We start from the raw sequence: 12384 nt of genomic DNA, 5'->3' as shown, positions 1-12384 counted from the left end.
TGCCTATGCAGCAGGTACAGCGTCTTCGTCCCATGTTTTTTGAGTTGGATAGCCAGCTGACTGTAAGAGGCTTGCGGTCTCCAGCAGAGGCAAACCGACAACGCTTGGGTAAGATCCAATCACACGCGCAATAAACGCGCCAGCAAGGCCCTGAATAGCGTAGCCGCCTGCTTTACCACGCCACTCCCCTGAGGCGAGGTACTTTCCTGTGTCATGAGAAGACAGACGACGGAAACGTACGCGGGTTTCAACCAGTTTTGTGCGAACCACGCCATCGGGCATATTCACGCAAACGCCGGTGTAAACCTTGTGCATGCGACCGGAAAGCAGTTGAAGGCAGACGCTGGCCTGCTCCTTACTCTCGGCCTTTGGCAGGATGCGGCGTCCTACTGCAACAACTGTGTCAGACCCCAGGATGATGGAATGCGCTTTTTCGTCATCCCGGTCGATCAGAACACGTGCAGCGGCTGCTTTGCCGCGTGCAAGTCTTTGAGCCAGCGCGCGCGGGCTTTCCCCACGCACAGGCGTCTCATCAATGTCTGCAGGCAGGAGGAATTCCGGTTCTATACCAATCTGCTGAAGCAACGCCAGACGACGTGGTGACCCGGAGGCCAATACTAACGGCAGTTCTTTGGTCATATGCCAGTTCCCCGATGAATTACAGACCAGAGCTCAACTAAGGCAGGCTCATCAAGAACCCGCGCTCAGTGGATCGCTTATTTGTAGCGATAGGTGATACGACCCTTTGTCAGGTCATATGGTGTCATTTCCACGAGCACTTTATCGCCAGCCAGAACGCGAATACGGTTTTTACGCATACGACCAGCAGTGTGAGCGATAATTTCGTGATCGTTTTCAAGTTTCACACGAAAAGTCGCATTAGGAAGGAGTTCGACGACGACGCCTGGAAACTCCAGCATTTCTTCTTTAGCCATTAGGATTCCTGATTAGTTAAATGGAATTTTCGCGGAACCTACCGGATAACTCGCCAAAAGTGAACAGGCTACCTCCATTTCTTGGAGGGCAGTTTGACGAGTTTTACCGCTTATTCCTTGTTTTGGGGTGGAAAACACATGCAAAGGCCACGCGTAGAGTATTTTCAGCAGCTTATTGCATACGTTGTTCTATTTTTCTCTTAAGCGTATCACGCACCGCTCTGTACGCATCCATGATCTGTGAACGGCTTCCTGTTGCCACTGTCGGGTCAATCGTCGGCCAGTACTCAACATCGACGTGCTGTGCGCGTGTCAGCTCCAATGCCATGTGGTGGGCCTCCGGAGCAAGCGTAACAATGAGGTCGAACCCGTCTTCGGCCAGATCCTCAAATGTTTTTGGATGGTGATTGCTCAGGTCCATCCCAAGCTCATCCATAACAGAGTCGACAAACGGATCACGTTCGCCTGCAAAGACGCCACAGGAGCGCGTATAGACCTGTTTGGGGTAGAGCAGTTGGGTCAAGCCCTCTGCCATCGGAGAGCGTACGGCGTTCATTCTGCAGATAAACAGGATGGAACTTGGCCGTGACATAAACTCGGCCATACTTACCCCCGGTGCTGCAAGGCGCAAATGAGCGTAAACAGTCGTCGGGCGGTTTGATGGTCGATGGTGATTTTCCCTTTCAGGCGCTCTTCCAATATGCAGGCGCCGTCGTCGTGTAGTCCACGACGCCCCATATCGATTGCTTCAATCTGTTTTGGTGAGGCACTTCGAATTGCATCGTAGTAGCTCTCACAGATCATGAAGTAGTCTTTAATGATCTTCCTGAAAGGGGTGAGCGAGAGGATGTGGGTTGCTATTTCGCTGCCCATTTCATCCCGAACTCCCAGCACAAGCTTACGCTTGATCATAGCCAGGTCCAACCGGTACGGGCCCTGATCGGGCCCGACCGGAGAAAACATGTTTTCCTCTACCAGATCAAAGATCGCAATTTTTCGCTCCCGCTCGACGTCTTTGTCGGCGCGCACAATAGAATCCGGATCAAGGACCACCTCAAAAAGGCGTTCTATTCCTTGTTGTCTCTGTTCTTCGTTTACAGGGACTTCCTTATTCATCAAGCGATCTTTTCCGTCCTGGATCAATTAACTAGTGGTTTAAGCGAATAGAGACTGAACGTCCATGCGCCTGCAGACCTTCCACTTCTGCCAGTGTGACGGCCGCAGGGCCGATCTGTGCGAGGTTTTCCGGGTTACAGCGCAGAAGCGAAGTTCTCTTTACGAACTCCAGCGTAGACAGACCAGAGGAGAAGCGCGCCGAGCGAGCCGTCGGCAGCACATGGTTTGAACCGCCGACATAATCGCCGATCGCTTCTGGTGTGTAACGTCCAACAAAAACTGCGCCAGCATTTCTCATTTTTGGCAGCAGTGCATCAGGGTCCTCAACACACAGCTCAAGATGTTCTGGTGCAAAACGATTGGAGAGCACCATAGCGTCATCCAAATTGTCGACGGTGATGATCGCTCCGAAGTCATTCCAGCTCTGACGCGCAACATCTGCACGTGGCAGCGTGGTGAGCTGACGCTCCACGGCCTCTTCTACAGCCGCTGCCAGTTCTTCGCTGTCCGTGATGAGAATGGACTGCGCAACCGGATCATGCTCTGCCTGAGAGAGCAGATCGACGGCAACCCAGTCCGGGTTGTTATCTTTGTCAGCCACGACGAGGATTTCGGATGGGCCAGCGATCATATCGATGCCGACAGTTCCGAACACACGGCGCTTTGCTGCTGAAACGTACGCATTGCCCGGACCAACAATCTTGGAGACCGGCGCAATTGTTTCTGTGCCATATGCCAGCGCCCCAACAGCCTGAGCCCCGCCTACGCGGTAGATCTCTGAAACACCAGACATCTTAGCTGCTGCCAACACGAGTGGGTTGAGTACGTCATCAGGGCTTGGAACCACCATCACGATGCGCTCAACGCCAGCAACCTTTGCAGGCACGACATTCATGAGCACAGAGGACGGATAGCTGGCAAGACCGCCAGGTACATACACACCAACAGCTTCCACTGCAGTCCAGATAGCGCCCAGCTCTACGCCGATGGCATCTTTGTAAGTGTAGCTTTCGGGCAGCTGCTTTTGATGGTGGGAACGAATACGATCATGGGCAAGCTGCAAGGCTTCCAGTGTTTCAGCAGGGATTTGAGCAACAGCTGCCTCTATCTCCGCTTCAGTTACTTTCAGCTCGTCCATAGATTTGGCCGACATACGGTCAAATTTGTTGGTGTATTCGAGCACAGCTGCATCACCGCGCATTTCGACATCCCGCAGAATGTCGCGCACGATATGATCCACATCCTCTGAAGTTTCCCGCTTGCTTCCAAGCAGGGCACGAATTTCTTCTTCGAAACCTTCAGACTTTGAGGAGAGCTTAATCGCCACGTTATCGTTCCCAATTTACTATAATTTCCGGGACTGTTCTTCCCGAGATGATGTCAGATTCTTAGAGATGCAGTCCAAGCCTTCAGGTTGTGTCGGGATTTTACGAAACTATCCCGCGCTTTCCAACTAGCCTTCTAGATCATGTTCAGGTCTGCTTTCAGTTTCCCAAACGGAGCCCAGATCTGCCAGTTGCGCTTCGATGCACTCGATATTTGCTGCAATAGCAGCCCCACCGGAAAACTCAAGCTTCAACTGACCAGCCGGTGCATTTGTCTCTTCAAACAGCACACAGAGCAAAGACAGGACCATGTCTTTGTTTGTCTGGTTGATTTTCTGAGCTTTGACCGCATCCACCCGCGACACAGAAAGAACGGACCGTGCCCGCATTCTTCGTTTCTGGTTGTTTTCGTCTGTTTCCCAAAGGTATCGATTCATTGTCAGCACCAGGCGGCGCTCAGCAGGTAAGTACTTGATATCTGCGAGTTTCAGAACACTGTCCTGCACCATGGAAGAGATGATCTGCAAATCTTCCTGATCCAGCGCCATCAGCTTCATTGGTTTTACCTGTTCCATATTAATCCCTTGCAGATTTCCCTAGCCTCACGCACCGTATATAGCGCGAGACATCCTTACTATTACAACAATTTACAGAAAAACATCTATGAATGAACGCAGCAGATTTCAAGCATGAAGCTTTGATCCAGTTTCTTTGAGAATATCTCCATGAAAAAACCCGGACTGAAAAACAGACCGGGTTCAAATCATTTGCTTCGGTTTCGTTAGGCCGAGATACGCTCGATCACCGCACCGCAGCGAGACAGCTTCTCTTCCAGCCGCTCAAAGCCGCGATCAAGGTGATAGACACGGCTGACCGTCGTTTCACCTTCCGCCGCCAAACCAGCGATGACGAGAGAAACAGATGCGCGAAGGTCTGTTGCCATAACCTGAGCACCGCGCAGGGTTTCAACGCCCTCAACAGAAGCCACCTGCCCGTCCAGTGTGATCTTGGCGCCAAGGCGAGCCAGTTCCTGAACGTGCATGAAACGGTTTTCGAAGATGTTCTCAGTGATCTTGCTCACACCTTTGGAGCGGGTCATGAGCGCCATGAACTGCGCCTGCAGATCTGTTGGGAAACCCGGGAACGGCTCAGTGGAAACGTCTACCGGGCTGATGCCAGCACCGTTGCGCTTAATTTTGAGACCCATATTGGTTTCAGTGATTTCTGTTCCGGTCTGACGAAGGACATCCAGTGCACCTTCGAGAAGATCGCCGCGTGCGCCTTCCAGAGTGACTTCACCACCCGTCATTGCCACTGCCATGGCATAGGTCCCGGTTTCGATACGGTCAGGAATAACCGGATGGCGATGTGCGCCCAGGCTATCTACACCCTGAATATGGATTGTGTCGGTGCCTGCGCCTTCAATCTTTGCACCCATGCCAATCAGGCAGTTTGCGAGATCGGTGACTTCTGGTTCCTGAGCGGCGTTTTCGATCACGCTCTCGCCCTTGGCCAGTGTCGCAGCCATCATGACTGTGTGTGTTGCACCTACGGAGATTTTCGGGAAGACAACCCGGCCACCCCTCAGGCCGCCCTTGGCATCTGCCTGAACATAGCCGCGATCCATCTCGATATCAGCGCCAAGTGCTTTCAGACCGTCGATGAAGAAGTCAACCGGACGCGTCCCGATTGCACAGCCGCCTGGCAGAGACACACGGGCTGTATGCATACGTGCGAGCAATGGACCGATCACCCAGAAGCTTGCACGCATTTTGGACACCAGCTCATATGGAGCTGTTGTGTCGACAATGTTGCTGGCATTCAGGTGAATGGTCTGGCCGGTCATTGTATCCTGACCTGCCCGTTTGCCGTCGACCGAATAATCGACACCGTGATTGGAAAGAATCTGAGTGAGAAGTGCGACATCACGCAAGCGGGGCACATTCTCAAGGGTCAACGTATCTTCGCAGAGCAGTGACGCGATCATCAAAGGCAGTGCAGCATTCTTCGCGCCTGAGATCGGAATAACACCATTAAGCTGATTGCCACCAACAATACGAATTTTGTCCATACTTCTATAACCCCAATAAAGCCCGCGGCGGGAAACACAAATTTGAAGAAGAATTGATCGTGTCCACTAACATCAGGGCTGTGGCATTAGCAAGGCAGCGCTCCCGCCTAGTTTCTTCCCCAACGGTTTTCCCCAATAGATCCTGCTGATATTTCGCATTAACAGGACTTACAAGGACCGCAACATCCTACCCCGCCCAAAACCTGCAGTTTTCGGCGAGATTTCCATATATTTCTAATTTAGCGATAAATGCTAGATTTTTACTTAACGCCCTCGCGATTGAGCAAAGCGCATGCAGCAATCTCTAGTCATCGTCAGTGTTCTTCTTAGCAGCCTGTTTTCTGCGACGCAGGTTGGCGCGTAAGGCTTCGGCCAAACGATCGGCTTTTGGGTCGTTTTTTGGCTTTGCTACGGACTTTGACTGGCTACCCGTCGTTTCGGTTTTCTTTGAATCTGTCATGCTCAACAGGTACACGAGGACGGGATTGAAGCCAAGTGCCCTAATATACGACAAGTGCATGGCAATGCTCTCATTTCACTGTGTTATTCAGTTTCCACAGAACTGCCAATAAAACCCCTTGCAGGTTTAAAAGGGTTATGACATAAGCCTCCTCGTTCCGAGGGCGCTGCCTGCGGAGCACTTACCTCGTTGCAAAATACGCTGGTTTGGAAGATACGAGAAGCACTTAAGTGCTTCATATTTATGCGATGCTGCCGTAGCTCAGGGGTAGAGCACTCCCTTGGTAAGGGAGAGGTCGAGAGTTCAAATCTCTCCGGCAGCACCATTCTTCTAACAGCACTGCACAAATTTCGGCACGCTGCCGTAGCTCAGGGGTAGAGCACTCCCTTGGTAAGGGAGAGGTCGAGAGTTCAAATCTCTCCGGCAGCACCATTTTCCTCTATGATCGATCGTTTCACTGATTTGCGCCATGCGCACTGTCTTATTGTTGCGCATTCTGTGAAATCTGATTTTAAAAAATCACTGAATTTTAGAACAATTTACAACTCTGCCGTGAGCCCTCTCTAACGCTCAGACTTTTCTGAGGGCAAGCAATCGCACTTATCAACGGTAATCCATCGATAATCCAAAGCGGTCGCGAAACAAACAAACTCACCCGAACACGTAAATATCAGTTCAATGAAATAAAATTCCACGTTCTTGGGCTGAGGTCTACCTGCCTTAGCGGCACTGTGCCTGAGATGTAACGTGCCACAATTCGACCAAATTTCATCTTGGAGTTGGTTTACATGTGATGGGAGTCCTGCGACGTTTCTGTGGTCTTGGGGGCGTATTGGGGTAGTTTTCCAACCAACCGTTTTGCGGATCGGGGAAGAGGGTATGCCTCCCAAGCGCACTTGCATGAGCTCTCGCGCAAGTGTCCGCTGATATTCATTTTGTTGGAGTTTCAGGAGGTAAAAATGGATCAGGCAGTCATCGACGCAGATGTCCCAACAGCAGCACACGGAAAGTTTTCCGAAGCAGAGTTACAGATGCTTCGCTACCAACTTGAGGAAGCAGAGTTCGCTAAACTCATTCGATTGGTATCCAGTCTTCCACCAGAGAAATGGGATCAAGCAATCAAGGCCCTCTCCGCTCTGTAGGCGTCACAGGTGATCCACCTTGGGGGCAACGCGACGCCTCCGAGGAGGTATTGCTTGCCTTATTGCGAAAAAGAAAGCTCAGACCATCGTGGCTGAGTTTGCCTCACCAATGATACTGTTTCCGTCCCAGTTCTTTTTGTGTCCGCGGATTTCACGCGGTGCTGGGCCGAAGTAACCTGTTGTTTTTACAAAGTCTCTTGGCTGAAGAATAATCGATGCAATGCGCTGATAGAGCGCTTTGGCAGAAATCGGCTTACACAGCAATTCGTGGATGCCCAGTTTTCTGGCTTCGATAATGCGGCTGCGTTCGGTATGGGCCGTGACCATAATAATCGGGATATAAGCGTACGGATTATTCTGGGTACGTATCATGCGCACCATATCTGCTCCATCGAGAATTGGCATAACCCAGTCGAGAATCAGGATATCCGGATTAGCGCGATCCATCGCCTCCAAGCCAGATGCTCCGTCTTCCGCTTCGACGATTTTCCGGGCTCCAAAACCTTGAAGCATTGTACGCAGGATTGTGCGCATATAAGCGCTGTCTTCAACCACCAGAAACGATAAGGATGAGAGGTCTATACTCACGCAGTCATGCCCCGGTCACTTGATGTAACCCAATTAAATTAGAACAGAAATTCAGTTATTAGTTACAAGATGTGGCAGAGAACATAACAAATTGCAAGACTGCCCAATTATAGTTCTATGTCAAAGACTATGTCTGCGATATATATATAGGCTGATATGCGTTAGGTGAAAAAATCCTTTGATAAATCCGCAATTCCATGGACCGCGTCAATGTGTCCTTCGACAGGGATAAGGATTATCGCTAAGTTTAGGCTAACTCTAAAGTATCGCCGAATAATACCGCCGCAATATAAGGGGCAAAAAATGGACTACCAAAATATCTTCAATGAGGCGATTGCTTCTTTGAAGGATGAAAAACGGTACCGCGTATTTGCTAATCTCGAACGCATTGCAGGGCGTCACCCACATGCACTGTGGCGTAAAGAAAATCAAAACCTCCGTGAAATCGTCATTTGGTGTTCAAACGACTACCTGGGGATGGGCCAACACCCTAAAGTTATTGATGCCATGACGGAAACCGTTCAGCGTATGGGAGCAGGCGCAGGCGGCACGCGTAACATCTCAGGCACGAACTACCCTCTGGTACAGCTTGAAGAAGAACTTGCTGATTTGCATGGCAAAGAAGGTGCCCTCGTCTTTTCCAGCGGTTTTGTTTCCAACGAAGCGTCCATTTCAACAATTGCAAAATTGCTTCCTGATTGCCTGATCCTGTCTGACCAGCTGAACCACGCTTCCATGATTGCGGGTGTTCGCGGCGCAGGAACTTCTAAGAAAGTATGGCGACATAATGATCTTGAGCACCTTGAAGACCTGCTTAAGTCTGCTGGAAACGACCGCGCAAAACTGATCGTGTTTGAATCCGTGTACTCCATGGATGGCGATATCGCACCGATCGAGCGCATTTGTGACCTTGCCGACAAGTACAATGCAATGACCTACATCGATGAAGTGCATGCTGTTGGCATGTACGGTCCACGCGGCGCAGGTATTGCTGAGCGCGATAATGTCATGGATCGCATCGACATCATTGAAGGTACTCTAGCGAAAGCATTTGGTGTGATGGGCGGTTACATCACTGCCTCTCAGACAATCATCGATGCGGTTCGCTCTTATGCTCCCGGTTTTATCTTCACAACTGCTATTCCTCCAGGACTTGCGGCAGCTGCAACAGCTTCCATCAAGCACCTGAAAGAATCCGGCGTAGAGCGTGAAGGCCAGCAGCGTCAGGCACAGCGTACCAAGGACGTGCTGAAAGCCGCAGGTCTTCCTGTGATGCCTTCTGACACACACATCATTCCAGTGCTTGTTGCTGATCCTGATCTGTGTAAGCAGGCAACCGACCTTTTGCTGGATAAGCATGGCATTTACATTCAGCCAATCAACTATCCAACAGTTCCACGCGGCACAGAACGTTTGCGCATCACTCCGGGTCCAGTTCACAACGATGCTCTGATTGATCATCTGCGCGATGCTCTGGTGGATGTATGGCAGACACTTGAGTTGCCATTCACCGATGCTCCAGCTGAAGAAGATCTGGATGCTGCGCAAGGTCAGGCTGTTTATCAGTTTGCAGGCGGCTAAAAACCACTTCAATTCATCGCAAAAAGGCCGGCATATTTGCCGGCCTTTTTTGTTAGCTACATTGGCACATAGAAAAAGGCTTGAAGCGGATCGCTTACAAGCCTCTCATTTCGTGATGCTTTTCGCTAAATACAACTAGTAACGACCAGATACCTACTCAGGAAACCTTGCGTTTCGCAGCTTCTACAGGTGCACTATTTTCCTGCAAGTCACCATCATCCAGGATGCGCCATTTAGGCCCTTCCATGTCATCATACTGGCCAGAGCGCAAGGACCACAAGAACGCTACCAAACCTGCGCCACCAAGAAACAACGCAATCGGAATGAGGTAGATTAAGACTTCCATAGTTCTGTTCAGGCCTCCGAATTGGGCTGAGTAGATGAGCCTGCGAGCATTCTCAGGCGTACAGCATTGAGCGTCACAATAATAGAAGAACCCGACATAGCCAAGGCTGCAACAAGAGGTGTGACAAAACCTAGCACTGCAAACGGCACTGCGATCATATTGTAGACAACAGAAATGGCGAGATTTTGGTTCATCACCCAGCGCGCTTTCTTCGAGATTGTCAACGCACTCATGACGGGTGCAAGGCTATCTCCAAGGAAAACGGCATCTGCTGCTGCCTGACTGACGTGAACAGCAGAGACAGGTGAGATGGATACGTTTGCTGCGGCGAGCGAAGGCGCATCATTGAGACCATCACCAACCATCAGAACCTTCTTGCCTTGTGCTTTCAGTTCTTCGATATGGTCGATCTTGTCTTGAGGCTTCATAGCAGCTTGCCAGGTTTCAACGCCAAGTACCCTTGCTGCATGTTCTACGGCGCCTTTATGGTCACCACTGAGGATTTCAATTGTGAAGCCCGCGGTTTTGAGCTTCTGGATCGTGTCAGTTGCCCCTTCCCTCATAAATTGGCCAACAGACAGCAACTGTGCTGCTTTATCTCCCAATTGGAAGGCCACAAAGGAAGCATCGGGTTGCAGTACTTTCGCCTGATCAAGCTGCTCGTCAGAAACACCGCAAAACGCCGGAGAACCTAGCTTAGCAGGCACGCCATCTATGATAGCTTCAACCCCTTTACCCGCACTCTCCTTTGCATCCGGCAACGCTTGTTGTGCACCGGTTGCTCTTGCTATGGCCTGCGACAGCGGATGTGACGAGGACAGAGCAAGACGACCAGCCAGCTCCAGTTGGTCTGCTGAAAGGTCATGTTTTTCTGAGAGTGAGGTTTCTGGAAGTGTCAGTGTGCCAGTTTTGTCAAACACGATGGTATCAACTGTCGCCAGACGCTCAATCGCATCACCAGCATTCAGCAGAACTCTCTCGTTAAAGAACAAACCACTTGCAACAACTTGAACTGCGGGTATCGCCAGTCCCAGAGCACAAGGACATGTGATGATGAGTACAGAGATCGCGATGACCAAAGCTGGTTGCCATGCCATACCAAGCATGATCCAGCCCACGAGCGTCAGAAGCGCAGCGGCGTGCACGACGGGCGCGTAAAGCTGTGAGGCGCGATCTGCGATATGAACGTACTTGGAACGACCTTCCATGGCCGTTTCCAGAAGTCGGTTCACTTCATCAAGCAATGTGCCTTTGGCTGCAGCTGTTACCTCAATCTCCAACACGCCGTAGGTGTTCATCGTACCTGCGTAGACAAGGTCCCCTTCCCCAACGGGCTGCAAGAGGGTTTCACCTGTCACCAAACTCTGATCGACTTCTGATATGCCCGTCGAGATTTTGCCATCAACGGAAATGCGTTCACCGGCTCTGACCAAAACGCGATCACCGACGGATAACTTTGACAGAGGTACATCGAGTGCACTGCCGTCCTCTTGTATCTTTGCAGCGCTCTCAGCTTTCAAAGTCGCGAGGTTTTCAGCAAAAGAACGCGTTTTTCTGCGCATGAGATGATCGCAATAACGCCCGACAAGCAGGAAGAACAGCAGCATCACCGCGCTATCAAAATAAGCGTGTTCGGCTTCCTGAACAGTTTGCCACATGGACAGACCAGTTGCGAGCAACACACCGATCGTGATCGGCACGTCCATGTTCAAACGACCTGTTTTCACTGCCATATAGGCACTGCGGAAGAAAATGCGGCCAGAGTAAACGACGGTCGGCAATGCAATGAGTGCAGAAATCCAGTGGAAGAACGACCGGGTCTCTGGATCGATATCCGATGCGTTACCAGACCAGATTGAGATGGATAGCAGCATGATATTCATTGCTGCAAAGCCAGAAATAGCCAGCGCCCGCAAGATCTCTTTGCCGACGGCATCGCCACGCGACTTCACCTGCGCAGGATCAAAAGGATACGCTTTATAGCCCAGCCTTTGGAGAAGATCGACAATAGGAGATGGGTTGGTCTTTTCGCCATCCCAGTCAACTGAGAGGCGATGGGATGATAGGTTCACGCGCGCTTTTTCTACGCCATCCAACTTCTGGAGGCCGCGCTCAATTTCGTACATACATGCAGCACACGTAATACCGTCGACGGCAAGGTCCATATGAGCCTTGCCATCGTCGGTGTTTGTTACGAATGCAGCCCAATCCCTTTCAGGCGCAGACATGCTATTACCGCCTTACTCAGCGAAGAAGATCTTGTTTTTGGAACGGAAAATCGGAAGCGTCTTGTCGCTTCGATCCGCGATTTCTACGACCACGTTCCAGTTGCCAGCGCCAATGCCAGATGCATTGGCTACATATTCACCCGCGGAGCGCTCAGACAAGATAAGATCCTGATCAGCTGCTGTGATTGTTGGGCGATGTAGTTTAACGGTTACCATTTCACCGGTGATCGGAGCACCGGCTTTATCTTTTGCCAAAACGCGCACATGAGCAGAACCGTCGCCATTGCGTTCAATGGCAGCATTTACGCTCCAGTTAAGAGCGGCTTGAGCATTCGCATTGGCGATTTCTTTGTTGTATCGCTGGCTTACCTTATAGGAGCTATCGACTTCCAGTCCTGGGAAGGTGTCAATTGCGATATAGACCATAACAGCATTCATTGCAGCGATAGCGCCGAAGAACGCAATGAGGCTGAACAGAACCGTGCGGCCGGTAATCTGCCGAGGTTTACGCGGAGACTTGTGGTCTACAGCCATTGTCATATCCTAGCTCCTTTTTGGCGGCTCATAAGATGGGGGGTGAGCTTCGCCTTTT

The 12384-nt window shown here is 50.9% G+C and carries 14 protein-coding genes and 2 tRNA genes; 4 read left to right on the top strand and 12 right to left on the bottom strand.

Annotation, left to right across the window (positions count from 1 at the left end):
• Positions 1-3 precede the first annotated feature (3 nt).
• The 8 genes from PsAD37_RS07910 to PsAD37_RS07875 form a co-directional block, all read right to left on the bottom strand.
• Positions 4-639, bottom strand: a complete 636-nt coding sequence (locus PsAD37_RS07910; RefSeq protein ID WP_063295670.1) for a Maf family nucleotide pyrophosphatase — start codon at positions 637-639, stop codon at positions 4-6.
• A gap of 77 nt (positions 640-716) precedes the next feature.
• The gene (gene infA / locus PsAD37_RS07905) at positions 717-935 is read right to left on the bottom strand and encodes a translation initiation factor IF-1 (RefSeq protein WP_008549604.1); all 219 of its coding nucleotides are present in this window, start codon (positions 933-935) and stop codon (positions 717-719) included.
• A 172-nt stretch (positions 936-1107) separates the two neighbouring features.
• Positions 1108-1539 carry a low molecular weight phosphatase family protein gene (locus PsAD37_RS07900; protein WP_208980475.1) on the bottom strand — a complete coding sequence of 144 codons (432 nt, stop codon included), beginning with the start codon at positions 1537-1539 and terminating at the stop codon, positions 1108-1110.
• A 2-nt stretch (positions 1540-1541) separates the two neighbouring features.
• A complete protein-coding gene (locus tag PsAD37_RS07895) occupies positions 1542-2051 on the bottom strand; it encodes a UPF0262 family protein (protein ID WP_057464982.1) in 510 nt (169 codons plus the stop codon).
• 31 nt (positions 2052-2082) lie between these two features.
• Positions 2083-3378 carry a histidinol dehydrogenase gene (hisD, locus tag PsAD37_RS07890; RefSeq protein WP_063295669.1) on the bottom strand — a complete coding sequence of 432 codons (1296 nt, stop codon included), beginning with the start codon at positions 3376-3378 and terminating at the stop codon, positions 2083-2085.
• Positions 3379-3504: 126 nt separating this feature from the next.
• Positions 3505-3951 carry a DUF2948 family protein gene (locus PsAD37_RS07885; RefSeq protein ID WP_057464980.1) on the bottom strand — a complete coding sequence of 149 codons (447 nt, stop codon included), beginning with the start codon at positions 3949-3951 and terminating at the stop codon, positions 3505-3507.
• A gap of 206 nt (positions 3952-4157) precedes the next feature.
• Positions 4158-5447 (bottom strand): UDP-N-acetylglucosamine 1-carboxyvinyltransferase, encoded by a 1290-nt coding sequence (gene murA / locus PsAD37_RS07880; RefSeq protein WP_063295668.1) that lies wholly within the window; start codon positions 5445-5447, stop codon positions 4158-4160.
• A 304-nt stretch (positions 5448-5751) separates the two neighbouring features.
• Positions 5752-5967 (bottom strand): hypothetical protein, encoded by a 216-nt coding sequence (locus PsAD37_RS07875; RefSeq protein ID WP_063295667.1) that lies wholly within the window; start codon positions 5965-5967, stop codon positions 5752-5754.
• A gap of 190 nt (positions 5968-6157) precedes the next feature.
• Here PsAD37_RS07875 and PsAD37_RS07870 point away from each other — a divergent pair.
• The 3 genes from PsAD37_RS07870 (at position 6158) to PsAD37_RS07860 (ending at position 7049) form a co-directional block, all read left to right on the top strand.
• Positions 6158-6232, top strand: a tRNA-Thr gene (locus tag PsAD37_RS07870).
• 32 nt (positions 6233-6264) lie between these two features.
• Positions 6265-6339 (top strand) — tRNA-Thr (locus PsAD37_RS07865).
• Between the two features lie 527 nt (positions 6340-6866).
• Positions 6867-7049: a hypothetical protein gene (locus PsAD37_RS07860; protein ID WP_063295666.1), complete on the top strand. Its 183-nt coding sequence runs from the start codon at positions 6867-6869 to the stop codon at positions 7047-7049.
• A 78-nt stretch (positions 7050-7127) separates the two neighbouring features.
• On the opposite strand, the gene PsAD37_RS07855 is transcribed toward PsAD37_RS07860, so the two are convergent.
• Positions 7128-7637 (bottom strand): response regulator, encoded by a 510-nt coding sequence (locus tag PsAD37_RS07855; RefSeq protein ID WP_084407687.1) that lies wholly within the window; start codon positions 7635-7637, stop codon positions 7128-7130.
• A 303-nt stretch (positions 7638-7940) separates the two neighbouring features.
• Here PsAD37_RS07855 and hemA point away from each other — a divergent pair, with 303 nt between their 5' ends.
• Positions 7941-9218, top strand: coding sequence for a 5-aminolevulinate synthase (hemA, locus tag PsAD37_RS07850; RefSeq protein WP_063295664.1), 1278 nt, complete (start codon positions 7941-7943; stop codon positions 9216-9218).
• A 157-nt stretch (positions 9219-9375) separates the two neighbouring features.
• Here hemA and ccoS read toward each other — a convergent pair whose 3' ends face one another.
• Genes ccoS through PsAD37_RS07835 form a run of 3 tightly spaced genes read right to left on the bottom strand, consistent with a single transcriptional unit; the run spans position 9376 to position 12332 of the window.
• Positions 9376-9564, bottom strand: a complete 189-nt coding sequence (ccoS, locus tag PsAD37_RS07845; RefSeq protein ID WP_063295663.1) for a cbb3-type cytochrome oxidase assembly protein CcoS — start codon at positions 9562-9564, stop codon at positions 9376-9378.
• Positions 9565-9572: 8 nt separating this feature from the next.
• Positions 9573-11792: a cation-translocating P-type ATPase gene (locus PsAD37_RS07840; RefSeq protein WP_063295662.1), complete on the bottom strand. Its 2220-nt coding sequence runs from the start codon at positions 11790-11792 to the stop codon at positions 9573-9575.
• Positions 11793-11804: 12 nt separating this feature from the next.
• Positions 11805-12332: a FixH family protein gene (locus PsAD37_RS07835; protein ID WP_063295661.1), complete on the bottom strand. Its 528-nt coding sequence runs from the start codon at positions 12330-12332 to the stop codon at positions 11805-11807.
• Between the last annotated feature and the right edge of the window lie 52 nt (positions 12333-12384).

The sequence above is a fragment of the Pseudovibrio sp. Ad37 genome, from assembly GCF_001623075.1.
Taxonomy (GTDB): Bacteria; Pseudomonadota; Alphaproteobacteria; order Rhizobiales; family Stappiaceae; genus Pseudovibrio.
The sequence above is the reverse complement of the archived record's forward strand: the minus strand, read 5'-3'. Positions and strand labels throughout refer to the sequence as shown.